The following is a 25,323-nucleotide window of genomic DNA, read 5'->3' as shown; positions in this document are numbered from 1 at the left end:
CATTACATCGAATGATTTCCAGTGAATTACGCGAATTGACACAGGAGGTTACAAAGATGAAGGTTACGAAGCTAAAAACAAATCATATCTCCAATCCACTAGGATTCGAAATATCCAATCCAAGATTTTCTTACATGGTTACAGATACTACGGCAACGAAACAAATTGCGGCACAGTTCGAAATCGCTCTTGATGAATCTTTTTCACAGCTCGTATTTAACAGCGGGAAGAAACAGGATATCAATTCACTTGCGTACTCGCCAAATTTGGAATTAGCTCTACGGACACGATACTTCTGGAGAGTTACCGTGTGGAATGAACGTGGGGAACAGGCCGTTAGTGAAACTGCCTGGTTTGAAACAGCAAAAATGGATGAATCCTGGACGGCCACGTGGATAACACCTGATCTGGACAGGGATATTCATCCCGTGATGAAAAAAAGCTTCGAATTAAGAGGTCCAATTACGGAGGCAAGAGCCTACATTTGCGGTTTGGGCATATATGAATTGGAATTAAACGGGGTCAAAGCAGGGGAGGAATATCTGACTCCGCATTATAATGCATATCACAAATGGCTGCAATATCAGACATACGATATTACAGATTTGCTACGGGTAGGTACAAATTCCGTGGATGTGCGCCTGGGTAACGGCTGGTACAAGGGTCGTTTTGGTTTCGAAGGTGACACAACAGCCAATTTGTATGGGGATCATTTTGCTTTGTTGTCGGAATTCGTGATTACTTACGCCGATGGTACGGAAGAAGTCATTCCATCGGACCTGTCTTGGCACGCCACTCGCTCCCATGTACTGGATGGCAACATCTATGATGGAGAAATAAACGATGCCACACTGGACGTAAGTGAAACCTATCCGGTTCATGAAATCGATCTGGGATACGAACGGCTGCAAGCTAGAAGAAGTCTCCCGGTAGTCATCAAGGAAACGATAAACCCTGTATCTGTTCTGACCACACCAGCAGGTGAAACCGTGATTGATATGGGACAAAATATGGTCGGCTGGCTTCAATTCCGTACAACAGCACCCCGAGGAACCATGATCCGCTTGCAATACGGCGAAGTATTGCAGGAAGGAAACTTTTTCCGTGAAAACCTTCGGTCAGCCAAAGCGGAATACGTATATACAGCAAATGGGGAGGAAGCGGTTGTACGTCCATACTTCACCTTTTACGGCTTCAGGTATGTCAAGGTAGAAGGCTGGCCTGGAGTGCTGGATTTGAATGATTTTACAGGCTGTGTAGTTTACTCCGATATGGATCGTATTGGTTATCTGGAAACCAGTCACGCCGGTGTTAATCGATTATTCCAAAATGCACTATGGGGACAAAAGGGGAATTTCCTGGACACGCCTACAGATTGTCCTCAGCGGGATGAGCGCATGGGCTGGACTGGAGACGCACAGGTTTTCTCAGGTACGGCTAACTACAATATGGACACATATGCTTTTTTCAATAAATATGGTTATGATTTGTGGATGGAGCAGGAGGAACGGGATGGAATGGTTCCGATGGTCGTTCCTGTGGGCCGAGTGCAGGGCGGTGGCTCAAGCGCTTGGGGAGATGCGGCAACCATTATTCCTTGGAATACGTATGTACATTCCGGAGATAAGGCCATTCTGGAGCAACAATTTGATAGCATGAAGGCATGGGTAGATTACATTAAACGTTCTGATGAAGAGTCCGGGGGAGCTAGACTCTGGACAGTAGGTTTCCACTTTGGTGATTGGTTGGCACTAGATGGAGATAATCCCGATTCACCGATGGGCGGGACAGATCCTTTCTTCATCGCTTCAGCATATTACGCGTACTCCTCGGACATTGTTGCCAAAGCCGCAAAGGTGCTTGGACACGATGAACTTGCTGCCTCCTACGAAAAGCTGGCCCAGGAAGTTAGAGCAGCCATTCAAAATGAATTTTTCACAGCAAACGGGCGTTTGGCAGTGGATACCCAAACCGCATATGCGGTCGCATTGTATATGAATCTCGTACCGGAACAGTATATAGCGCGAATAAAGGAAGACCTCCTCATGCGCGTACGCAAGGATCAAAATCATCTGAAAACAGGATTTGTTGGTACGCCCTATTTGAATCGTGTTCTGTCTGCACACGGAAGCAATGATGTGGCTTACACACTCTTGCTTAATGATGATTACCCGAGCTGGTTATATGCCGTTAATTTAGGAGCTACAACCATCTGGGAACGGTGGAACTCCATCTTACCCGATGGGAACATTAACGAGAGTGGTATGAATTCGTTGAATCATTACGCTTATGGCGCGATCGTGGAATGGATGTATCGTTACATGGCTGGAATCAATCCTGCTGAAGATCGGCCTGGTTTCCGTCATACCGTGCTTGCGCCAATGCCAGATTTCAGAATTCAATGGACTAAAGCCCACATTGATACGGTAGCTGGAGCTTACAGAAGTGAATGGAAGTTTGACGAGCAAGGCAAATTGTATTTAAGCTTCTCCGTTCCCTTTAATGCGACAGCAACAATTAAGCTGCCACGCGCAATTATTGACCGGGTCATCATGAACGGGATTGTACTATCAGATGCCGGTCTTCCGGTATTACAGGGTGACCATGAAGTCTGCATTGAAGTAGCCAGCGGCAATTACGACTTTAATTATATGCCTTCTACTCCATACAAAGAAACACTGAGTACACGCACCCCTCTCAATGTGTTGCTTCGTAATGAAGAGAGCCGGAGTATGCTGCAAGAGCTTTCACCTACGCTTGGTTCCTTGGATCCTTCAATCATTGGCCCTATGGGGGAAGCAAGCATACGTGAGCTGTCCAGTTATCCTTCGTTCAACACACCGGAGGAAGAACTGGATAAGTTAGATCTCAAGTTGATGACGATTCAACTGATTTAAAACCTGGATTAATATCGATTATTCTAAGCGCACAACATATTCTTGTGCGCTTTTCTATACAAAAAATGATCAATTTATCAAAATTTGAAAGTCATATCGGTGCGTGATAGAATATATATCGTATTGATATTATAACTATCATTTTAAGAAGGGGAAGTGAAGTTATGTTTACGCATGGAAATAAAAACGAGTCTCAATCTAAAGTCGATTTTATGGATCAAGCATTTATTCAAAATCCTTTCCCTGTATACGAGCATTTGAGAAAGGAAGACCCTGTTCACCGTTTCCTTTTACCTAGCGGGCATTTTGCCTGGTTAGTAACTGGCTACGAGGATGTTTCAACTATTTTGCAAGACCATCAGCGTTTTGTAACCAATCCTCCTTATGTGCAACAGTCCCCTGGTTCAGCTCCTCCTCATCAGGAGATCATCTCACGCAATTTGCTTAGTGTCTCGCCTGAAGATCACCGCCGATTAAGAAGACTTATCCAAAAAGCATTCACTCCTCGTATGATTGAACGCCTCCGGAACCGAATCTATGAGATTAGCAATGATTTACTGGATCAAGTTTTAGCAAAAGGGAAGAGAGAGATGAATCTGATAGAGGACTACGCTTTCCCTTTACCGATCATCGTCATCTGCGAAATGCTGGGTGTGCCTCATAAAGATCAGATTCAATTTCGCGAATGGTCCAATATCATTATGGAAGGGTTCAACAATCCCGAGCTGAACGAGCAAAGTGATCAAGTCATGCGCGCATTTGTAGAGTATTTACAGACACTGATTGCAGATCGAAGACAGTCACTTCAAGAAGACTTAATCAGTGACCTCATTACTGTTGAGGAAGAAGGGGATGTATTATCCGAACAAGAATTATACGCCCTTGTTTTTGTATTGATTATCGCTGGCCATGAAACTACCGTAAACCTGATTGGAAATGGTATGTTAGCCTTGATCGAAAATCCAGAACAGAAACAATTATTATTGGAGCAGCCTGAACTTATTGGGCCAGCTATTGAAGAAATTTTGCGTTATAATGGTCCTGCTGAAGTAAGTAACATTCGCTGGGCTACAGAGGATGTGGAGTTCGGGGGCAAACACATACGTAAAGGTGAGATGTTATTTGTGTCCTTTTCTTCCGCGAATCGCGATGAGGATCAATTTCCTGATCCGGATACTTTTGATATCACACGTAAGGTAAACAATCACCTCGCTTTTGGTAAAGGTGTTCACTTTTGTCTTGGAGCACCACTTGCCAGACTTGAAGGAGAAATTGCAATTCATGAACTTCTGCGTAGAATGCCGGATATTCAATTCAAGGACGAGCCCGAACCATTAAAATGGCGCCCCGGCATGATTATTCGTGGATTGTATGAATTCCCGGTTCTTTTCTGAATTCGTATATTCACAGCATACAGGTTGTTTGACTGCAAAAAAACCGCGATCTCGCGGTTTTTTTGCTTGGAACGGTTTCTTTCGATTTCGCTATTTGATCTTTGTATCGCGTTATAGCAGGGCCTTTCTCTGAAATCTACAATGGAAGTATTCCTTTTTCTTTGAAACTTAAACTTATAAAAGAGGAGACCTGCACGTGTATGAAAGTTCTATCGTATGACTTGAGCAATACAAATGTTACCCTGACTGCCTATCTGCTAGATTCATCACCCGAAATGCCAAATATAAAACAACGGCCAGCGGTACTTATCCTCCCTGGCGGAGGGTACAGGGTCTGCTCTGATCGGGAGGCTGGACCGGTTGCGATTGCTTTTTTGGCTGAAGGATATCAGGCTTTTATTTTACGTTACTCGCTCAATCAAGATGCTGCGTTTCCACGACCTCTCAACGATGCAGAAGAGGCCTTGAAGCTTATTCGCACACATAGTGCAGAGTGGGACATTCATCCGCGAAAAATTGCCGTCTGTGGTTTCTCCGCAGGTGGACATTTGGCTGCCGCACTAAGTACGATGGGTTCTGATCGTCCTGATGCCTTGATTCTTGGTTATCCTTGTATTCTCGAAGAAATGAGAGCGATTTTTCCAGTCCCTGTTCCAGGAGTAGATCAGAAGGTGGACCATCTCACACCCCCGACATTTATATTCCACACATTCGATGACAAGCTCGTACCTGTGCGTAACTCCCTTGCGTTTGCTGATGCTTTGACTCGCCAAAACGTACCTTTTGAGATGCATATTTTCCCTACAGGTACTCATGGGCTGTCCCTTGCCCGTCCACAAACGTCAATGGGTCTGATCAGCATGGTGGAGCCCTCCGTTACACAATGGTTTGGTTTATGTACAAACTGGATGACCCGTGTATTCGGAGAATTTGCTGCAGATCTCGAGCATTTACCTGAGGAAGAGGTGCTGGAGTACAGCCTGGATGTGAAACTAGGGGCGTTATGGAAGAATGACAAGTGTAAAAAGTTGATTCTTGCTGCTGTGCCGGAGATTGGAGAGGAACCTCATCCGGATGCCATGGGAGTACCACTGGGTGTAATTATAGAATATGCAGGGGACGTATTAAACGAAGAAAAGAAAATACAACTGAATGATTCTCTGCGGCAAATTCCGGTATTTCATTCATGAAAATCGCTGTAACAGCGAAGTGCATTCATCGATTCCAATATAAATTGAAGGATTGCAAGTTTCGACATAAAATGATATTATTCACATTTCAATAATAGCATCACTATCATAAAACAAACAACTGGAGGATCACATGACAAACTACAATGAGAATATCAAAATTTCGGAATTATTAAATAACGCGGAAGCAACTGCACTTCTTGCTAAACATCTGCCAGAATTTATTAACGAACCTTCATTCAAAATGGCTTCCCATTTTACACTCGATCAACTTGCCGCTATTCCTCAGGTGGATTTGCCTGAAACGATTTTGTCTGCATTAAAAGCAGATCTCGCTAATGTAACTTTTGTAGAAGAAGAGACTCCAAAGGCAGCAAATCAAACGGTGAACAAAAAATCAGATTCTCTGGCTGGGAAAGTGATTACGATTACGGGGGCGGGTAGTGGCATCGGTAGAGCAAGTGCAGTCCTTATGGCTTCAAGAGGAGCTAAATTAGTACTGGTTGATTTTAATGAAGCTACGGGAAATGAAACTCTTGAACTGGTGAAAGGGCAGGAGGGAGAAGCCATTTTCATTCAGGCAGATGTATCCAACGAAGGAGATGTTCAGAACTATATTCAAAAAGCGGTAGAATCGTTTGGCAAGATTGATGTAGCATTTAACAATGCTGGCATTATCCAAAAATTCCAACCCTTCCACGAAATATCATTGGACGAGTTCTCTAAGATTATTGATGTCAACCTGAAGGGGATTTTCCTGGGTATGAAGTATGCGCTCAAGGTGATGGATCAACAAGGCTATGGCCATATCATTAACACAGCCTCCACAACTGCAATCCGCGCAGAGCACAGTTTGGCTGCGTACACAGCAAGTAAACATGGTGTTGCAGGTTTAACAAAAGCAGCAGCCATTGAATACGTGAGGAAAGGAATTCGTGTGAATGCAATATGCCCTGGCGGAGTAGCAACTTCACTCACAGCAGCTGTGCCACAAATGCTTCAGGACAGCGATTATATGCCGGAAGAATTCCCTAATATGCGTATTGGGCGTTATGCCGAGCCCGAGGAGCTTGCTGAGCTTGTGGCATTCCTCGCATCAGATGGATCGAGCTATATGACGGGTTCCATCATTGTAGCAGACGGCGGGCTTACGCTCTAACACCTAGGTAAATACGTTAAATAAACACACAAGGCCATCACACTCAGACCGTGATGGCCTTTTAGTTTGTTCCAATTCGATACCTGACTTTGGGAGATGATATTTTGAAAATTCAGTATTCGCTTTATTCTGCTTAACGATCCGCTAGAGGCGGTTCCTGATCGATCCAGTTCCATTCATTGTTGGCCACAAAAATAGTAAGCGCTTGCTCGAATGCAATGTCGGGATCATAGAATCCAAGCATGATCTTGGCATAATCCATACATTTTTCGTAATTGGGATGAGCGATGAGATCATTAGTCAATTCTACAAAGCCTTCTGGTTTATTGGTTACTCTAGAGACTGCATTCATCAGACCTTTATGGCAGGGAAACAACTGATGATTTATCGCCAAAATTGCCCGACCGGCAAATAAAACTAAATTGCTAACAGTATGGGAGAGCAGATAAGGATTGTTTTTTTTGACGGCTTCTCCGGCAAAATAGAAAGCGTGCAAGTAAATTTCCGAATAAAAATCCACTATATTTTTCTCGCGATTTTGTTCCGGGTACACAGGGATTCGCTGAAGAAGTTCATCCAGTTGAGGAATGGTTGAATACACGGCCTTAGAACCCAAGAAAGAATACCTTGTAGGTTCACTGCCTTGTGCAGCAGCGAGTTCCAAAAAACGATAATTGATAATCTTGCCGTCAATATACCCTTCAGGATAATCACAGATCTCATGATTTGTATATGATAGTTGATGTTGCAATTTTCTTTCTTCAAAAGATTCATCTGTAACGACAATGTAAACGTCAATATCCGAGTTTTCTCTGGCTTTACCTTGAGCGATTGAGCCCGCCGTTATAATGGCTCTGATCGTAGGATCAGGTTTTAAAAGCTCAACCAATTGATTCAATGCAATCTGATGATGTTGAAACATAAAAAAATCACTCCTGTATGATTTGATAACTTCATTAACCTCAAATTTACAGAAGTGAACAGATAAGATATATAGTGGATTACGCCAAATCCTGCAATTGATTTATCAATTCTTCCTCATGTTGAATGATAAAAAGCATTTTATTATATATTTTCTGACGCTGACTCAAGGCATTGCCAGAAAAACAACATTTGATGGACTGATTCATGATAGCATCCCACCTTCTAGCAAGCTCTAAATATTGTCCTCCAATCGTATGGAACATATTCTCCTGAGAACGTTCATGTAAGTAAAAGATAAACGATGCATATCTAAGTCTGGCCAATGAAAACTTCATCCATTGAAAGATAGCGTGTTGTGTATCCATTTTGGGATCTGAAATAACGATTCCTTCTTTTAAATATGCCTCAGCAAATTGCTCTAAGTTCCGGATACTGTTTTGCATTGTTGGCACGCCCGTTTGTTCATATAAACTGGAAGATAGCAGTCCTTTCCAATCGTTGTGAAAAGAGCAGGGATGCGTTATACGAAAGATAGCGTAGTAAAATGAAATGTTCAAAAACAATTGGAGCTCCATCTCCATATTTTTTTGTCCGTAATACGCATCCACCAGCATTATTTTCTGGTCTTTCTGGTCTATGCCTACAGCAAGACAGGAATGCCGTGCATGCGTTTTGTGATACCCGTCAGACCATGGACAATAGTACACATCAATACCTACCAATACAGCCATGCCGGCACCTAACTCAGACTGCAGCATGTCCAGAAATGGCTTTTCATCCTCGTTGCTGTTCAGCATAGTCCCACTGAAATCTCGATCTCTAAAATCAACTTTTATACCATGATAGGTGTCCAGATAACTCAGGTTTAAACGGGGATAGACGATGCGATCCAGCAAAAGTTTTTGTGGATCAGCATCGTACTCAAAGACACATGCATCTGCGTACATCGTTCTCATATCCCTACCTAGCCAATTAGTAACCGTTTTGAAGTGATCATCAATACAAGACGTTACTTGAAAGGGGGTATCGAAACTTTTGAGAGGTTGTATATCTAACATGTCGTATCCTCCCGAAATAACCCAGTAGAAATCCCTATGTATTTCCTATATGCCCCTGGAGTCGTTCCACAATGTTCTCTAAATAATTTGTAAAAATATTTCATGTCATCGATGCCAATCGCTTGAGCAATTTGTTGAACACTCCAGTTTGAATACTCCAGTAATTTGCAACTGTATAACATACGAATGTGTTGCAACATCTGAATATAACTGATACCCGTTTCTTTTTTAAACATTCGTTGAAAATTTCTTGTACTCATCGCAACAAGCTGGCTTATTTTTTGAAGTGTAAGTGTATCCCTATAATGGGTTCCCATATATTGAATTGCCCGGTGTATTGAAAAATCCTTGATCTCGGTCTTTCTGAACAATTTCTGCTGATTACTATTGTAGAGAATGTAGAATAGTTTATTCAGTAATTGGCATTGAGCAGCAGCTAAATATGGTGCGGTACGAGCCTCCTGTTGATGTAACATTTGTCTGAATACATTGCGAAATTCATTACGTTGCTCGACGAACATAGACCATGTGCGTCCTCCACGAAAAAATGATTTCTCCAAAAACGGCTTATACAGACAATTCATAATATATAACGGGGCCTGTTCTTTCAAATCCAGTGGTTGAAACGCATGTGATACACCAGGAGGGATAACAAACAAATCTCCCTTGGAGACCAGGATACATTGATCCCCGATCTGATGAAGCCCTTCTCCTTCATATACATAAGCGATTTCAACAAAATCATGGTGATGCAGCATCGTAAACGGCTCTTCTTTTGTCAGCTTCAAATGGACGGGGCTAAAGGAGTCAAAAAAATACTCTTCTCTAAATACGATTGAATCGTGCATGATCAGATTTCCTCCGCTTCGTAAGTCATTTGGTAGGAAGCACTGCTTACGGACAGTATATCTGTATTTTTTGGCGTATTCAACCATATATTGGATCACTCTATCTTGCTAGAATTGAGTTCTACACCACTTATAAGTTGTGAGAGGGGAGTGATCATTTTCGATACTTCTGAACAAATGATGCCTCATAAGTCCAATGATCGCTTTAGCAAACTTGGAATTTATGGCGTCCAAGGAGTCTTTATTATTCTGTTCTTGTTATTATCCCCCGTCTACTATTTGAACAAATGGGACTTTAAACGTCACAAAAAGCGGAAGCCTTTCTACACCAGTAAATTGGTTCGACTGCAAGAGCGTTATCCGATTTTCTACGAATTAGCCATGTACGTTCAAAATTTCCCGATTCCTCGTAATGTCTATAAAGTTTTACCCCCTTTAAGGGGCGATGTTCTTCAGGTGGGCTGTGGTACAGGTTTATTGAACAAGTACCTTCGCAAGCAGAAGGATATTCGTTTCCTCAACATGGATCCGAATTTAAATGCACTAAAACTTGGAAAGAAGTGGGGAAGGTTTGATTCTTATATTCATGCCTTCATTGATAAGCCGACTCCTTTACCAGATCATAGCTGCGATATGATTTTGTTTGCACGAAGCTTTCATCACATTCGTTATCACAAAAAAGCCTTCGTAGAGAGCTGCAGACTGTTACGTGACGGTGGATCCATCATTATTGCGGACCCGGTTGTGCTCAAGTCTCTTTCAGGTTCTGTAACGGACGGCGGTTATATGGCGAACTCTTCGATTGATGGTGTAATTTGGAGATTTACCAAAGAAACATTAATTACTCACATCAAGCGCTGTCTTCCTCCTGAATTAAAGATTGAATCCGTGACCGAAACGAGACAAGTGCATGTAACGAATTACAATTTATTTGTACCCCAGACGGATATCGTGGTGGTACTACGAAAAAGGGAGACTGTAAAAAATGACAACTAAAATTATTGAGATCATAGCCGAAATCAAGGAGGACCCAAGCCTGATTAACAAGCTGAACGAATCCTCTGACTTAACTCATGATGCAGGAATGGATTCACTGAATATTATCAATTTTATTTTACGTATTGAAGAAGAGTTCGATATTGAAGTTGATTTTGATCATTTCAGTCTGGAGCATCTGCAATCCGTGCGGAAATTTTCGCAATTCATCCATCAGATGGCCAGCGTATGAATTTTGCTCTACATTGTGGATCATTTGAAGCAGAGCGGTACTGGCGCGATTCCCGGCTTGCTTCTATTCCTGCCATACAAAATATACAAACAAAGAAGATTACTGATTCCATGGACGAGCTTTTGTTTGTCTTTTGTAAAACCGGAGACTTGTTGCTTACGCGCCATGTCATGGACTCCGTTCAACATGATTACATTCGCTCGATCGGATATGACATCCATATGAATCGAAATCCATGGTTTACCGCAGAAAGGGAGAGCGAAATAGATCACTTAAATGTCTTTGAAATCATGAATCTCTCTGATGTTACGGATCAACTACTATCTTGCTTCTCTTTGGAAAAAGCAACCTTGGAAGCGTTTGCGGCAATACCTGGAACACTAGCTTTTGCACAAAAGTATCATCTTGCATCCCATTATCCCGAGCAAAATATTGTACAGCGAATTAATGCTAAATCGTACTCACTTGAAATGCGCGATCGGCTGAACCTGCCGAATGTCGGCAGAGTCGTCGAGGGGAGGGAACAACTACTTGCGATCACCAGAGAAATGCTTTGTGACGGAGCTGTGCTATTAAAGGATGAGTTTGGTGTGTCCGGAAAAGGGAATTTCGTCATTCACTCCGAAAAAGCCTTGCTTCGTTTGATCAAGTATCTGGATAAGCAAGCTGCACAGGAAAAGTTGATTCGTTTTGTCGTAGAACCTCTACTGGATCGTAAATTTGATTTCTCTTGCCAACTTTATATCCATGAATCGGGCGAGGTTCAACTCGTTTCTTTTCAACAACTTGATAATCATGGATACGCATTCGGTGCTTCACATACGATGAGTGAATCGTTTAAAGCGCATCTGTATGCTTCAGGTTACACGGATCAAATGTTAGAAATCGGAAGTTTATTATACCAGGACGGCTACTTTGGCGATGTTTGTATCGACTCTATGATATTACAAGATGGTTCAATAGAGCCTCTGGTTGAAATAAATGCCCGAAAATCCATGAGTTTAATTAAACACGGTGTAGATAGCTTAATTAGCAATCCACAGCTGCATAGTAGCCTGGTACAGTTCAATCTCGAAGTTCCTGCCCGTTTCCAATATGAGCACTTGCTTCAAAATTTAAATCAACAGCAGATCTTGTACACCAAAGAGAGGGGAATGGGCATCTTGCCACTCTCCTCGGGAACACTTATATCTCCTTTGACAAATCATAATTTGAATGAACGTACCATGGGACGACTTTATTTTGCAGTCATTTACGAGAGCCAGCAGCATATGCAAAATCTAGTTGCCGGAGTTAACCAGTCATTGCTGGATTCCGGGCTAAACTTGATTACGTAACCCAAGTTTGTCGGGATTCCAAGCTTATTATGCTAGGGGAGACGGTGCGAATGGGTCAAAAGATTACTATATTGTGTTCCGGTTTTGGATTGGGTTTCTATATCCCGGGGTTACTCATCGCTAGAAGGTTACAACAACTCGGTCTGGAAACCTGCATTGAAGTATTTGAAAACGTGATGGAGGAAGATAAGCAGTTCAAAACAGACCAAAACAGACAGGCTTATCGTGAAAATTTCGCTGTCGCTCTTGCGTCACAACGAATACCTGGAGACATTCGCCAAAGTCTAAACTTCGCTGCAGTAGAGTCTCTACTTGTCCAGTGGCTGAAGGAAGGACGTACTCGATTTATCGTGTTGTCCGGGCACTGGGTCCACGTGCTGAATATGCTGCGTGAACGAACAAAGGATGAAATTAACGTGGATCTGTTGTATGTGGACTCCAGTCTATCTCCCTCATGGAAACAATTACTGAAGCTTAATCCCAACTATGCCTCATTTTATCGGGAAGTTCCGATGTATCATCCAAACAGGCTTGAGATGATGTATCGACTCGATGTGGATGACAAGCCGCCGGTCCCATACAAAGAACGCGCAAGTCGTCTCGTTATTCATGGAGGAGGATGGGGCATTGGAACCTTCAGGGAAAAGCTTCGTCAGCTCTTGGACACTGAACATGGGTATGACTTGGATATTGTAGCATACACAGAAGAAGAGGTCTTCCCTTCAAATACGCCAGGTTTACGCTATATAATGAATGATCCTCATTGGCGCACATGGTTCAGAGACGAGTCTGGTATGCATACATTTCCTCCATACGTTGTTACGGATTCTGGTAAACCTTTTGTTTACAAGACACCCTTTGAGCATCACGGACTCTATGGATTGGTTCGCCAAGCCATGGCGGTTGTATCCAAGCCTGGTGCAGGGGCTTTGATGGATTCTTTAGCATCAGGCACACCACTCATTATGCTTGAACCATTTGGTGAGCATGAGAAGCGTAATGCATCCATCTGGGAGGAAAATGGGTTTGGCATACCGTACAACGTATGGGCTGAGCAAGGCTACTCCAAAAATCTACTGGCACAACTTGCTCATAATCTGATCTCTAGACGAGAACAGATTCAAGATTATCCCACAGAATATTTGAGCCGCTTCATTCATTCCGAGAAGGAGGCATTACATGCAGATCGAATCCACAATAACCATGCCAAAGCTTGATGTCTCATTACCCAAGTGGGTTTTTTTACAACTGCTGGAGAGCTGTAATCTTCGATGCAGAATGTGTTACGAATGGGGAGAGAAAGGCCCTTATCGTGAGTATAAGGTTTTAAACCAGTTAAGCATTGATGTGATTCGTGATATTATCGCAACCTGTAAACCCGCCCAACCTTACTACGAGCTCTACGGAGGGGAACCTCTCTTGCATCCTCAAATTGGTGAAATCCTTCAGGCCATTCATGAAGCAGGAAGCAAAGTTCATTTTCCGACGAATGGAACGCTTTTGGAGAAACATGCAGAGATGTTAATTCAATTTCCGCCTGAACGGATATGGATTTCACTCGACGGTCCGGAAGAAATTAATGATGCTCAGCGTGGTAAGGGCGTGTTTAAAAAAGCTATTCGCGGAATTAACAAACTGCTTTCCTTAAGAGAACAAGCAGGAAGTGCGTACCCGCAGATCGGTATTAGTACGGTCGTTACACCTGCAAATCACCGGCATCTGGAACGATTTTTCTTTGAATCCATTGATATCTCCAAGCTGGACTGCATCAGTATTGAGCTGCAGGCTTATATAACGGAGGAAAATCATCAACAGTATAGCGGGATTCTCAGAAAAGAATTTGGAGTACTAGAGGCACCTCTATCCAAAGGATTTATCTGTGATCCAGCCATTTTTTCTGACATGGATGCGGGTCTGATTGAGAAGCAAGTTCAACGTCTAGCTGAATTTTGCGAAAAAAATAACAAATATATGAATACGTATCCTCAACAGATGTCAGAAGATAACATCAGGAAATACTTCACCGCTAACTGGCATTCGATGACGCATATCAAAAAACGCTGCCCTTTTCCGTGGATCAGTACAGAAATTAACGCCAGAGGTGATGTTACGTCCTGTCATGCTTATTATGATCTTACGCTGGGCAACGTTAATGACGAGAGCATTGCTACGATCTGGAGAGGGGAAAAGTACAAGCAATATCGGCGTTATCTTCGTAAGCATCTTTTGCCTATATGCCAAGGATGCTGCCTGTTTTATAACGAAAAACCGTAATAGGCAAAAACGCGGCCAAGTTTTTAACAAAATCTCAGTCTGAAAGGAAGAGATATGATGCAGCCTAACAGTCGGGTAGAAATGGATGATAAATCATTTGAGATTTTGAAACGGACGATGAGAAATGTGGTTATTCCGCATAGAGAGCGAAAGCTAAACCCTTCGTTTAAGTTGGACATGCCCGAAGTGGTTGCATTGAAACTGACCAATCGATGCAATCTGCGATGCAAGCACTGTTACCAGTGGAATGAGTCGGGCTATCATCACGATATGGACAAAACGGAACAAAATATGGACATGGACCTTGCTGTTTTTCAGCGCGTATTGGAAGAAACTCATAATACGAAGTCCAGACTATATTTATGGGGTGGAGAGCCGCTTTTCCACCGGGATATTCGTGGTATTCTCGACTTGCTTGAAAAAGACCCCCGTGAAACAACGATTTGTACTAACGCATACCTGATCGAGAAGTTTGAAGATGAGTTGTGTCGTATCTCACCTCACCTTGAGTTACTTATTGCCATTGAAGGGTTTGAGAAAGAACATGATCTGATACGTGGAAAAGGATCCTTTGACAAAGTGATGAAACAGATCGACCGGCTGATGGAACTACGTAAAGAAGGAAAGTTTCAGGGGAAAATATCGATACACACGGTCATTAACGACAGTATGATTGGTCAACTACATCCATTAATGAAATTCTTTGAAGAAAAAGGGATTGATCTGGTTTTATTATGCTTTCCATGGTATATCTCGCATGAAACATCGGCAGAAATGGATACCTTTTTTCAGGAAAAATTCAATTGGCTTCATCCGATGGACCAGCAGCACCGCAGCAGCTGGCATGCTTTTAAATATCACATCAAACCCGAACATATCCCAGCACTAATGATGGATCTCAGGGCAATTAATGAACATACATGGAAAACACGGATTCGATACCAGCCTGGACTGGACTTTGATGAAATCGAAGATTTCGTGAGTGGTCGTTCAATGACTTCACGCTGTGCTTCGAATTGTCTGGCACTGAGTACAAGAGCAGATATTACACCGACAGGCAATGTAAGTGCCTGTAAGTTTTTCTCCGAATTTTCTGTAGGCAACTTGCATGATCAATCATTATCGGATATTTGGCATTCCAAAGCTTATGATCAAATACGAACCACATTAGGAAAACAGTTGTCACCCGCCTGTTCAAAATGCAATGTATTATACCTGCATGGCTCATCGTCGCTGACTCATATATGAACGAGCTCAACAAAAAAACTTGCCGGCTTGGCATACTTGGCAGTGCAGCTATTGTTAGCCGTGCTATTTTGGATGTCATCCCTTATGTACCACAGGTGGAAGTAGTAGCCATAGCTAATCGTACCCGCTCGAAAGCACTTCACCTGGCCCAACAATATTCCATACCCCATGTCCTGCACACTCTTGAGGAGGTACTGGAGCATCCTCATGTTGATGCCGTTTATATTGCACTTAGCAATGATCTCCATATGGAATGGGTTTTACGTGCACTTAAGGCTGGCAAACATGTGCTTGTAGAAAAACCTGCAGGATTAGGGGAAGGGGAGGCCCGACAACTTGCGAGTGCCCTGAATCAATCTCATTCACTCGTCTTCATGGAAGGGATAATAACTGCACATCACCCCTGGCAATCTGCTCTCAAAGCCATTGTGAACTCCGGTCAATACGGCTTGTTACATCGGACAGAAACCCGTATTAGCATTCCAGCATCCAATAGTCATCGTGATAATTATCGTAGTGTGAAACTCAAGGGCGGAGGCTGCTTTAATGACCTTGGTTGTTACTGGCTTCAATGGATACAGCATCTTGTAGGTCTAGAAGGAAGTCAAGCTTCAGCTTTTTCTAATTTTGATGGCCCGGATGGCTGTGACTGGACGTTTCATGCCAAACTTCGATATGGTAATGGGTTGGAAGCGAGTGTTTTGACTTCATTTGAGCTCCCATATAAAGCCATGCATACGCTTTATTTTGAGCGGGCAACAGTGGTTGTCCCGAACTTTTTCAGACCATTAACAGGTTTCTACAGCTTGAAAATTCGTCTGAATGATTCTAATCCGCATACTTTTTTAAAACAATTTGAACCCATGAATTATTATGTAAATCAACTACAGGAATTCGCCGAACGCTGTCTTCAGCCAGATGATCGACAAGCAGAAGGATATTTAAGTATTGAACGAATGAAATGGCATCAAACGATTATGGATTATGCACAGCAACATGCAGCCATGAGTCGCGAAACCGGAAACGAAGGGAGTCACTTCTAATGAAAACAGTGATTCTATGTGGAGGTTTAGGTACAAGACTTGCAGAGGAAACAAGAGTACGTCCTAAACCTATGGTTGAGATCGGTGACATGCCAATTTTGTGCCACATTATGCATATATATAGTTCGCAGGGGTTTCATGAATTCGAGCTCGCTCTGGGATATAAAGCTAATTATATCAAAAAGTATTTTCTGGATTACCCGTTTTTAAATAACGATTTCTCTGTGAGTCTGGATCAAAATCAAACCGATTTACTAACAGCAACAAAACTGAATTGGAAAATCAATCTAATCGATACGGGACAAGCCACAATGACAGGGGGAAGAATAGCGCGCTTGAAACAGCGTCTACACGGTGAACCCTTTATGTTAACTTATGGCGACGGTATAGGAGATATCGATCTTCATAAGCTGATAAGCTTCCATAAAAGTCATGGCAAGCTTGTAACCGTAACAGCAGTTAGACCCAAAGCCCGCTTTGGCATAATGAAATGTCAGGATGGTACAGTAACTTCCTTTCAAGAGAAGGGACAGTTATCTGATGAATGGATAAACGCAGGTTTTTTTGTTATGGAACCAGAGGTATTGGATTATATCCATGGAGATCAGACAGAGTTAGAGCGCCATGTATTACCAGAGCTTGCTCATCAGGGGCAATTAATGGCCTATTATCATGAAGGTTATTGGGCGTGTATGGATACGATTCGGGACAAACAGGAATTGGAACAATTATGGGAGGAAGGGAATGCACCATGGAAAATATGGGGTTAGATTCAATAGAACATGACCAATCTCGTACATTCAACCTTCAATGGGAGCCTGGTTTCTTCGGAAATGAAATCATTGAAGAAGACTTGAACTATATAACTCAAAAATTGGAGCAGAGACATTTATTCTCAGGATGTCGGTTTTTAATTACCGGAGGTGGAGGTTTTATTGGTTACTACCTCGTGCTTGCCCTTTTACATATAAACAGGTCAGGCACACCGATTAAACATATTACTGTTTTGGATCGTTTTCCTAAAGGAATTCCTACATGGCTTGAACGACTTCAGGCCGTAGGAGAGCCCGTGACTTCAGTTGTCTTTGACGTGACTACGGATTCTTTTTCTGATTATATCTCGGGGACTGATTATATCTTTCACATGGCATCCATCGCATCACCATCATTTTACCGGAAGTATCCGCTGCGTACGCTGGAGGCTAATGTATTTGGCCTGCAGCGCCTGTTACATGCTTGTCTGTCTCACCAACCGAAAGGCATATTATATTTTTCAAGCAGCGAGATTTATGGTAATCCCGATCCAGAGTATATACCAACCTCAGAACAATACAACGGAAATGTAGCTACCATTGGACCGAGGGCTTGTTATGATGAGTCCAAGCGAATGGGAGAAACGATCTGCTCGTTGTATGATCAAGAGCATCAGCTCCCGGTGCGTATTGTTCGCCCCTTTAACAATTATGGTCCCGGGCTTGAGCTAAGTGATCAGAGAGTTGCTGCAGACTTTGCAAAAGCAATTAAAGAAAATCGAGCAATTGATATTCTATCAGATGGTGCACCAACCCGAACGTATTGTTACATCGCCGATGCCATCGTGGGGTATTTTAAAGTGATCACTCATTCTGAATTTGATGTATTTAATATTGGAGCCGATACTCAAGAAATCAGCGTATCCCGTCTGGCACAACTATTTGCTGAATGTTCAAGGGAACTAACAGGGTATTTTCCTGCAGTTACATATCAAGAATCAGCTGATCCCCATTATTTGACTCATAACCCTCAACGAAGATGCCCCAGCATTGAAAAAGCGAGAAAAATACTGCGTTTTAATCCTGAAATCGGACTAGAACAAGGAATTCGGCGTTACTTGATCAGCTGCGGGGTGGGCAGATGAATGTGAGAGATTCCATAAATATTACTGTTGTTGGATTAGGTTTTGTCGGACTAACCGCCGCGCTGGGATTCGCGGAAAAGGGCTATTCGGTAAAGGCATATGACTCGGATATCTATAAAAGAATGGCATTGAGCAAGGGTGAGCTTCCATTTCATGAGCCAGGTTTACCCCCCATGTTGAACGAACATTTTAATGAAAATTTAGTACTGTGTGACAGTCTGGTGGAATCCCTTTCCGATGCTAAGCTGATTTTTATATGTGTCGGGACTCCTTACCATGAAAGAGCAGGCCTCGATTTATCTACTCTACTTGATGTAGTCAAAGACATTTGTCGATTTTCACCCAAAGATGCTTATCCAAGCATTATAGTCAAATCAACCATACCTCCAGGCACGATGCGCACCAAGATCAAGCCAGTTATAGAGGATTGCGGACTTCGAGTTGGACAAGACATCGGCTTGGCATACAATCCGGAATTTTTGAGAGAAGGTAACGCTTGGGATGACTTTATGCATCCTGATCGGATCATCATAGGTGAATTAGATGGGATAACGTCAGATTTACTTGTAAAGCTTTATGAAAGTTTTTCTGTGCCATATGCCCAAGTGAGCGCAGAAACAGCAGAGATGCTCAAATTTTCTTCCAATGCATTGCTCGCAACGATGATCAGCTTCGCAAATGAACAGGCACTCATTGCAGAACATATAGGACAGGTGAATATACCTGAGTTATTCCATCTCTTACACATGGATAAACGGTGGTCAGGTTCTCCGGCTGGAATGGTTAATTATGTTTATCCCGGCTGCGGATTTGGAGGATATTGTCTTCCTAAGGACACTCTTGCTCTGAAAAATACGGCAAGTCAATATGGTGTCGATGCAAAGATATTGAACGCTGTTATGGAAGTAAATCTTGATATATCTGAACATACGGTCAGAAAAGTAATCGGACGACTAAAACACCGGGATGAACAAATCGGCATACTCGGTTTAGCTTTTAAACCTGGCAGCGATGATGTTAGGTACTCCCCCGCAGTAGGGATTATCGAAGCACTTCTGGATGAGGGATGCACCAATCTCTCTGCTTATGATCCGATGGCTATGAGGAATTTTGAAGAGCACTACAGTCTTCCATTAAAGATGGCAAACTCCCTGGATGAAATCGTAGCAGGTAGTGATATTTGTGTCATTGTTACTGCCTGGCCAGAGTTTCAGACTCTAACCGATCATGCAAACGACATTCGGATAATAGATGCAAGGTATATGCTAACAAACAAAGAACCTGCTTTATATAGTGTTTAATAACGGAGCATTATAACATGTTTATCCGTTGCGAAGCGAACGACATGTCTCGCGGATAATATAGATTAAAGGTACTTCTCCAGAGAGGTGCCTTTTTTTTATGATAACATTCAGTCACTACATCATGATTGTGAAATATAACAACTAGTTCAGATTGAATTATTAGACCTTAAGATATAGTTATTTTCCGAACCAAATCTGTCCGCTAAAATTTATATCATAGATCCATCACATGCTAGGAGCGAATGACTATGGATTTGCTGACACCATATATCTTAGAAGGAAATAACTCTTACCCTGCCATGATTATCTGTCCAGGCGGTGCTTATTCCACAAGAGCTTATCATGAGGGAGAGCCAGTCGCATTGTGGCTCAACCGTATTGGTATCTCTGCTTTTGTATTGAACTACAGAGTATCTCCACACCAACACCCTGCTCCGTTAGAGGATGCTCAGACAGCCATCCGTCTTGTTAGAGCAAACGCATCTGAATGGAATGTGGATTCAAAAAGGGTTGGCATCATGGGATTCTCCGCGGGAGGTCACCTTGCATCAACAGTAGGGACCCATTTTGATCTCGGAAATCCTCATTCTAATGATTCAATCCTTAAGCAAAGCAGTCGTCCTGACCTCATGGTTCTTGGCTATCCAGTCATCACAATGAGCGATGAATTTACCAGTACAGGCAGCCGAGAAGCACTTTTGGGAGAACGGCAAACAGATCCCGATCTACTGAATCTATTATCCAACGAAAAGCAGATTACTGCAGATACGCCACCGGCGTTTTTATGGCATACGGTTGAAGATAACGGTGTACCTTTGGAAAACAGTCTCCTGTTCGCAAATGGACTTCGTAAGCACAAGATTCCATTTGCATTACATCTGTTCGAAAGTGGCATGCATGGAATTGGCTTGGCAGAAGATCATCTTGAGGCGCAGCATTGGCCAGTTTTGTGCGAGGAATGGTTGAAGAAAAGACAATTTATTACAACGAATCCCCAATGGGGATCATTTTCTACTCTGGGCGATATGTTGAGTGATGAGAAGGCTAGAGCAATACTGGATAGATATCTTCCAGAACTGGTACAGTCTCCGTACCTTGATTATACCAAAGGCTTTACTCTTAAAATGCTTTCTTCATTTCCACATTCACCTATATCCAAAGAAATATTACAGTCAATTCATGCTGATTTGAGGCTTTTATGTGAAGAAGAATTAAAAAAGAATGGAGTTAATTGGATGCATGAATTATGGAATGGAACCATTAAGACGCCCTACCTACAGTTTTATGCCGTGTTTACAATCACTAAAGATAAAAGCGGAGTCGTTCAACTTGCAGTAGAAACGGAACCAATGAATCTAAACCTTTCTTTTGAACAGGTTCGTTTGAATGAAAACGTACTTTCGGCTAAAGGAATAGATCCATCAGGTCAGTCTTATGACATCGAACTTACTTTTCAACATCAAAATTGTACTGGATCAATCTCTTTACCATACATGGGTACTGTTCAGTTCTCGGGTGAAAAAGGGAGAGGGGCTTCCTTAAACGAGAAGCTTCAGCAGTATGGTGAAGCTTCTGTTCAGGAGAACCGCTACTGGAAAGGGAAATGGATATGGGATGTCAGGCAGCCCGAGGAGCAGGCAAATACCGAGCATCACCTTGTATATTTCCGAAGAAGTTTCCACATCGATGAATCGATATCACCCAAATTGATGATTGATATTTCTGCAGACAGCAGATACAGACTTTATGTTAACGGTAAATCCGTTTCGATCGGTCCTTGTAAAGGGGATATGCACACTACATATTACGAATCCGTAGATGTAAGTGAACATCTTATTACAGGTAACAACGTACTTTCAGTAAAGGTTCTCCGTTATCCTGCGATGGAACCTTTCAAAATTGGAGAGGGAGGGCCTATTTCCGTTTGGCGCTCACAGTCTGCTGGCCTGCTAGTAGAGGCCTCATTACGAGACGAAACCGGCACTGAATTAATGTCACTGCACTCTGATGCAAACTGGCGTACCTATCGTCATCTCGGATACAGGCATGTGCCTAAACAGCTTATCCGTTGGATGGGAGGCGTAGAAGAAGTAGAAGGGAAAGACGCACCGCAAGGCTGGGAGTTCCCCGAGTACGATGATTCTACCTGGGAACATGCTGTCCCATTCGCCGAAACACATGGATTCGCCGGGATCCTTAGTCCATGGAACTTGTTACCTCGACCCATACCATTTATGTACGAAGAAGAAAAACAATTTATAGAAGTAACAAAAGCAGCGGGAGTTGGAGTCGAAGAGACTGAACAGTTTCTACAAAATACGCTTGATAACACATCATCGCTGGTAATCCCAAGCAGACATAAAATCCAGGTGGATCTTGATGCCGGGAAATTGACAACCGGTTATCTCAACATACGGATGCGTAATGGCCGAGATGCTAAAGTGAGATTAATGGCCGCGGAGTGTTATGAATCTCACGAGAGCACTGAAATACAACGAAAAAAAGGAGATCGAGAAGACAGCACCGGACAGTTAATGGGCGAATTTGATACCTATATTGTTGCAGGACAAGTAAATGACACGGTTACGGATGAGATCTACGAGCCTTTCTGGTTCAGAACGTTCCGTTACGTTCGTTTGGAAATAGAAACAGAAGATGCCCCGCTTGAACTGATGCAGTTGTCATACAGAGAATCCAGATATCCATTAGAAGTCAAAGCGAAATTTGAATCTTCAGATCAAGAACTTAACAAAATTTGGGATCTTAGCGTTCGAACTTTACAACTGTGTATGCATGAAACTTATGAAGACTGCCCTTATTACGAACAACTCCAGTATGCGATGGATAGTCGACTCATGATGCTGTTTACGTATAATGTTAGCGGCGATGACAGAATGGCAAGGCGAACCATAGAAGATTTTTATCGTTCGAGACAACCTTCCGGATTACTTCAGGCACGTTTCCCGTCGGTTGAGCCTCAAGTCATTCCATCTTTTTCACTTTACTGGGTAGATATGATCTCAGAGCATTTTGAGTTTAATGGGGACCTGCAATTAGTGGAGCAATATCGGCCTGCCATCATTGAATTAATGGATTGGTTTCATACAAGGTTAACGGATGACGGAATCGTTGGTGTTACTTCAAACCGATACTGGACCTACTTCGATTGGGTTGACGCATGGCCGCTCGGTGCGCCGCCTGAGAGCGTGGATCGTCCCATGTTTTTGCTGAGTTTCATGTATGCAGCAGCGTTAAGGAAATCCGCAACATTATTACATGCTACAGGCTGGAGTCAAGCTGCATCAACAATGGAATCGAGAGCAGAACAAGTGTGTAATGCCTTGAGAAAGCTTGCCTGGTCAGAAGAACGTCAGTTATTTCGCGACATGCCTGGGCTGGAGATATATAGTCAGCACACTCAGATTATATCGATCCTTGCAGGAGCAATCGAAGGAGAAGAAGCCCGACGACTGATGGAACGCACACTGGAAGAGCAAATTCACCGGGTAACGCTGCCGTTCTCGTATTTAATGATTCAAGCTTTAAAGAAAGTGGGGCTACAGCATAAAATATTTGGACTGTGGGATCGCTGGCGTGTATTCGCTTCACAAGGTTTGACGACGCTTCCAGAGATGGAAGTGAATCCAAGAAGCGATTGTCATGCTTGGAGTGCTGTTCCACTGGCTGAATTCCCGGCTACTATTCTAGGTGTAACACCCGCTGATCCGGGAGCAACTACCATTAGAATTGAACCGCACATTGGTAAACTAGACTGGGCGAAGGGTAGTGTGGCAACCAAGCAGGGATTGATTGAGATCGAATGGCATATTGAGGAGCATCAATTTTTGTTAAAAGCTAAATTACCTGTAGGGACATCAGCAATTGTTAAGCTTCCAGATGGTACGGAGCATTCATTCCATGGTGCAGAAACCTTTACTTGTATCATATGACAAGACTAAATCTACCCTAGACTGTCGTTATGCTAACGTTGAACGTTTCAGATATGATTCCTGAAAGCGGTGACATCTATGAGAGAAGGAAGGGAAAACTACAATGAGAGCTGAACAGAATATCTCTAGTCCACCAATTGTAGAAACAAACAAAAAGTCTAAGGCTTTAGGTCTTGATGCCCAAGGTATTCAGAAAACAATGAAACCTCATCATTACTTGGGAGACGGCGCAGCGCAAATTGCCTTAAACTCCATCAACGGGCTGATCGGAATGTTAACTTATTTTTATACAGATAAAGTAGGCATTGCAGCCGCAACGGTGGGGACAATTATGCTCATCACCAAATTTATCAATGCTATTGTTGACTTGGTAATGGGTAGAGTTGTCGATGCAACAAAGTCCAAATACGGAAAGGCTAGACCGTGGATTCTATGGATGGCTCTGCCAGCAATGGCTTCCATCATATTACTGTTCACAGTACCAGCTGAAGCATCAACAACTGTAAAGAGCATCTATGCTCTAGTTACGGTAGCCTTTGCCTCAGCCGTTGTTTATACGGGGATTGCAATACCTTACGGAAGCTTAATGGCAATCCGGACGAGAAGTGTAGAAGAACGCGGGAAAATGGGCCTTACTCGAACTGTCTTTGGCTATTTTATCGGTATGATCATTTCAATCGCACTAATTCCGGTGACCAATATGTTTGGTGGAGATCAATCCGCATGGATTATGGTTGCCGTTGTGCTAGGCGTTGTATCTTTTATTGCATTGGTACTGACATTCCTAGCTTCCAAAGAAAACAATGGAAATGTAAAAGTAGTCGAGACTGATAACGTCCCTTTTTGGGAAAGCATCAAGCTTCTGTTCAAAAACAAATATTGGGTCATTATGCTGTTTGCACAATTGTTGATTAACATGATGTATACGCTTAACGGGTCGACAGGAATCTATTACACAAAGTATATTCTCGGAAATGAAGATTTAATAGGAATCATGGGAGCCATTGGATTGATTCCGGTATTTTTAGGTTTCGCTATCGTAGGACCGATGATTAAAAAATTCGGACTTGCAAGAACAGCGCGAATTGGTATGATTTTTGGCATCGTTGCATCCCTTGTTCGCTGCTTTATGCCATATAACTTTATTGCGGCTTTAGTCCTTGGAGGTATCGCCACACTAGCAACAATTCCAATGATGGCTGTGGGCGGGGTGCTGGTGAACAATACGGTGGAATATGGTGAATGGAAGACAGGCAAACGATTAGTTGGAATGGTCAACAGTGCAAATAGTTTTGGCGTTAAGATTGGTATGGGTCTGGCAGCTGCAATGATCGGCTGGATATTGGCATTGGGTAACTATGACGGGGCATTAGCAACACAAACCGATTCAGCGATTACCAGTATCCTTGTTCTGACGGTATATCTTCCTTTAGTGATCTTTGTTCTTACTTATCTTTGCTTGCGTAAGTACGATTTGGATGAGAAGTATCCTCAAATTGTTAAAGAATTGGAAGAACGTAAAAATGGTTAGGGAGGAACGGTAGCATCGCTTATTTGAAGCATTAATTATTG

General features: G+C 42.7%; 19 protein-coding genes. 16 read left to right on the top strand and 3 right to left on the bottom strand.

The genetic code is table 11. The features are described from left to right. The first annotated feature begins 56 nt into the window (after positions 1 to 56). The 4 genes from J2T16_RS02490 to J2T16_RS02475 all read left to right on the top strand — a co-directional run bounded on the left by J2T16_RS02490 (position 57) and on the right by J2T16_RS02475 (position 6,640). On the top strand, positions 57 to 2,897 hold the full coding sequence (locus tag J2T16_RS02490; protein ID WP_499017706.1) for an alpha-L-rhamnosidase: 2,841 nt from the start codon (positions 57 to 59) through the stop codon (positions 2,895 to 2,897). 164 nt (positions 2,898 to 3,061) lie between these two features. Next, positions 3,062 to 4,291 carry a cytochrome P450 family protein gene (locus J2T16_RS02485; protein ID WP_441930177.1) on the top strand — a complete coding sequence of 410 codons (1,230 nt, stop codon included), beginning with the start codon at positions 3,062 to 3,064 and terminating at the stop codon, positions 4,289 to 4,291. A 200-nt stretch (positions 4,292 to 4,491) separates the two neighbouring features. After that, the gene (locus tag J2T16_RS02480) at positions 4,492 to 5,481 is read left to right on the top strand and encodes an alpha/beta hydrolase (RefSeq protein ID WP_441930176.1); all 990 of its coding nucleotides are present in this window, start codon (positions 4,492 to 4,494) and stop codon (positions 5,479 to 5,481) included. Between the two features lie 406 nt (positions 5,482 to 5,887). Beyond that, the gene (locus J2T16_RS02475) at positions 5,888 to 6,640 is read left to right on the top strand and encodes an SDR family NAD(P)-dependent oxidoreductase (protein ID WP_441930210.1); all 753 of its coding nucleotides are present in this window, start codon (positions 5,888 to 5,890) and stop codon (positions 6,638 to 6,640) included. Between the two features lie 133 nt (positions 6,641 to 6,773). Here J2T16_RS02475 and J2T16_RS02470 read toward each other — a convergent pair whose 3' ends face one another. The 3 genes from J2T16_RS02470 to J2T16_RS02460 all read right to left on the bottom strand — a co-directional run bounded on the left by J2T16_RS02470 (position 6,774) and on the right by J2T16_RS02460 (position 9,410). Further along, positions 6,774 to 7,538: a nucleotidyltransferase domain-containing protein gene (locus tag J2T16_RS02470; RefSeq protein ID WP_499017705.1), complete on the bottom strand. Its 765-nt coding sequence runs from the start codon at positions 7,536 to 7,538 to the stop codon at positions 6,774 to 6,776. Positions 7,539 to 7,641: 103 nt separating this feature from the next. After that, positions 7,642 to 8,622 carry a cysteine peptidase family C39 domain-containing protein gene (locus J2T16_RS02465; RefSeq protein ID WP_441930174.1) on the bottom strand — a complete coding sequence of 327 codons (981 nt, stop codon included), beginning with the start codon at positions 8,620 to 8,622 and terminating at the stop codon, positions 7,642 to 7,644. Further along, positions 8,616 to 9,410, bottom strand: a complete 795-nt coding sequence (locus J2T16_RS02460; RefSeq protein WP_499017704.1) for a helix-turn-helix domain-containing protein — start codon at positions 9,408 to 9,410, stop codon at positions 8,616 to 8,618. Before J2T16_RS02460 ends, J2T16_RS02465 begins: the two co-directional genes overlap by 7 nt. A 210-nt stretch (positions 9,411 to 9,620) precedes the next feature. On the opposite strand from J2T16_RS02460, the gene J2T16_RS02455 reads away from it, so the two are divergent. The 12 genes from J2T16_RS02455 to J2T16_RS02400 all read left to right on the top strand — a co-directional run bounded on the left by J2T16_RS02455 (position 9,621) and on the right by J2T16_RS02400 (position 25,282). After that, complete coding sequence (locus tag J2T16_RS02455; RefSeq protein WP_145414308.1) at positions 9,621 to 10,466, top strand: class I SAM-dependent methyltransferase; 846 nt, start codon at positions 9,621 to 9,623, stop codon at positions 10,464 to 10,466. Then, positions 10,456 to 10,698, top strand: coding sequence for an acyl carrier protein (locus J2T16_RS02450; RefSeq protein WP_445645183.1), 243 nt, complete (start codon positions 10,456 to 10,458; stop codon positions 10,696 to 10,698). The genes J2T16_RS02455 and J2T16_RS02450 overlap by 11 nt, the downstream gene beginning before the upstream one ends. Beyond that, on the top strand, positions 10,695 to 12,035 hold the full coding sequence (locus J2T16_RS02445) for an ATP-grasp domain-containing protein (protein ID WP_499017703.1): 1,341 nt from the start codon (positions 10,695 to 10,697) through the stop codon (positions 12,033 to 12,035). Before J2T16_RS02450 ends, J2T16_RS02445 begins: the two co-directional genes overlap by 4 nt. 50 nt (positions 12,036 to 12,085) lie before the next feature. Continuing rightward, positions 12,086 to 13,252: a UDP-glucuronosyltransferase gene (locus J2T16_RS02440; RefSeq protein ID WP_445645181.1), complete on the top strand. Its 1,167-nt coding sequence runs from the start codon at positions 12,086 to 12,088 to the stop codon at positions 13,250 to 13,252. Continuing rightward, the gene (locus J2T16_RS02435; RefSeq protein ID WP_445645180.1) at positions 13,215 to 14,309 is read left to right on the top strand and encodes a radical SAM protein; all 1,095 of its coding nucleotides are present in this window, start codon (positions 13,215 to 13,217) and stop codon (positions 14,307 to 14,309) included. Before J2T16_RS02440 ends, J2T16_RS02435 begins: the two co-directional genes overlap by 38 nt. 57 nt (positions 14,310 to 14,366) lie before the next feature. Next, positions 14,367 to 15,557, top strand: coding sequence for a radical SAM protein (locus J2T16_RS02430; protein WP_445645482.1), 1,191 nt, complete (start codon positions 14,367 to 14,369; stop codon positions 15,555 to 15,557). Further along, the gene (locus tag J2T16_RS02425; RefSeq protein WP_499017702.1) at positions 15,509 to 16,600 is read left to right on the top strand and encodes a Gfo/Idh/MocA family protein; all 1,092 of its coding nucleotides are present in this window, start codon (positions 15,509 to 15,511) and stop codon (positions 16,598 to 16,600) included. Before J2T16_RS02430 ends, J2T16_RS02425 begins: the two co-directional genes overlap by 49 nt. After that, positions 16,600 to 17,370, top strand: coding sequence for a glucose-1-phosphate cytidylyltransferase (rfbF, locus tag J2T16_RS02420; protein ID WP_145414311.1), 771 nt, complete (start codon positions 16,600 to 16,602; stop codon positions 17,368 to 17,370). The genes J2T16_RS02425 and rfbF overlap by 1 nt, the downstream gene beginning before the upstream one ends. Then, entirely contained in the window at positions 17,352 to 18,497 is a 1,146-nt protein-coding gene (locus tag J2T16_RS02415; RefSeq protein WP_216514284.1) for an NAD-dependent epimerase/dehydratase family protein, read from the top strand. The genes rfbF and J2T16_RS02415 overlap by 19 nt, the downstream gene beginning before the upstream one ends. Positions 18,498 to 18,499: 2 nt before the next feature. Continuing rightward, positions 18,500 to 19,798, top strand: a complete 1,299-nt coding sequence (locus tag J2T16_RS02410) for a UDP-glucose dehydrogenase family protein (protein ID WP_445645178.1) — start codon at positions 18,500 to 18,502, stop codon at positions 19,796 to 19,798. Between the two features lie 251 nt (positions 19,799 to 20,049). Next, complete coding sequence (locus tag J2T16_RS02405; protein ID WP_445645177.1) at positions 20,050 to 23,751, top strand: alpha-L-rhamnosidase-related protein; 3,702 nt, start codon at positions 20,050 to 20,052, stop codon at positions 23,749 to 23,751. Positions 23,752 to 23,854: 103 nt separating this feature from the next. Further along, a complete protein-coding gene (locus J2T16_RS02400) occupies positions 23,855 to 25,282 on the top strand; it encodes an MFS transporter (protein ID WP_499017701.1) in 1,428 nt (475 codons plus the stop codon). The last annotated feature ends 41 nt before the right edge of the window (positions 25,283 to 25,323 follow it).

This window comes from Paenibacillus intestini (genome assembly GCF_030803945.1).
GTDB classification, from domain to species: Bacteria; Bacillota; Bacilli; order Paenibacillales; family Paenibacillaceae; genus Paenibacillus; species Paenibacillus polysaccharolyticus.
Note: the sequence above shows the minus strand (reverse complement) of the source record. Positions and strands in the feature narration are given on the sequence as shown.

What these genes read in the sequence shown, in the direction of transcription:
- J2T16_RS02490 (WP_499017706.1), top strand. Translation starts at nt 57, where the DNA reads ATGAAGGTTACGAAGCTAAAAACAAATCATATCTCCAATCCACTAGGA.
- J2T16_RS02485 (WP_441930177.1), top strand. Translation starts at nt 3,062, where the DNA reads ATGTTTACGCATGGAAATAAAAACGAGTCTCAATCTAAAGTCGATTTT.
- J2T16_RS02480 (WP_441930176.1), top strand. Translation starts at nt 4,492, where the DNA reads ATGAAAGTTCTATCGTATGACTTGAGCAATACAAATGTTACCCTGACT.
- J2T16_RS02465 (WP_441930174.1), bottom strand. Translation starts at nt 8,622, where the DNA reads ATGTTAGATATACAACCTCTCAAAAGTTTCGATACCCCCTTTCAAGTA.
- J2T16_RS02450 (WP_445645183.1), top strand. Translation starts at nt 10,456, where the DNA reads ATGACAACTAAAATTATTGAGATCATAGCCGAAATCAAGGAGGACCCA.
- J2T16_RS02445 (WP_499017703.1), top strand. Translation starts at nt 10,695, where the DNA reads ATGAATTTTGCTCTACATTGTGGATCATTTGAAGCAGAGCGGTACTGG.
- J2T16_RS02440 (WP_445645181.1), top strand. Translation starts at nt 12,086, where the DNA reads ATGGGTCAAAAGATTACTATATTGTGTTCCGGTTTTGGATTGGGTTTC.
- J2T16_RS02435 (WP_445645180.1), top strand. Translation starts at nt 13,215, where the DNA reads ATGCAGATCGAATCCACAATAACCATGCCAAAGCTTGATGTCTCATTA.
- J2T16_RS02430 (WP_445645482.1), top strand. Translation starts at nt 14,367, where the DNA reads ATGCAGCCTAACAGTCGGGTAGAAATGGATGATAAATCATTTGAGATT.
- J2T16_RS02425 (WP_499017702.1), top strand. Translation starts at nt 15,509, where the DNA reads ATGCAATGTATTATACCTGCATGGCTCATCGTCGCTGACTCATATATG.
- rfbF (WP_145414311.1), top strand. Translation starts at nt 16,600, where the DNA reads ATGAAAACAGTGATTCTATGTGGAGGTTTAGGTACAAGACTTGCAGAG.
- J2T16_RS02415 (WP_216514284.1), top strand. Translation starts at nt 17,352, where the DNA reads ATGGAAAATATGGGGTTAGATTCAATAGAACATGACCAATCTCGTACA.
- J2T16_RS02405 (WP_445645177.1), top strand. Translation starts at nt 20,050, where the DNA reads ATGGATTTGCTGACACCATATATCTTAGAAGGAAATAACTCTTACCCT.
- J2T16_RS02400 (WP_499017701.1), top strand. Translation starts at nt 23,855, where the DNA reads ATGAGAGCTGAACAGAATATCTCTAGTCCACCAATTGTAGAAACAAAC.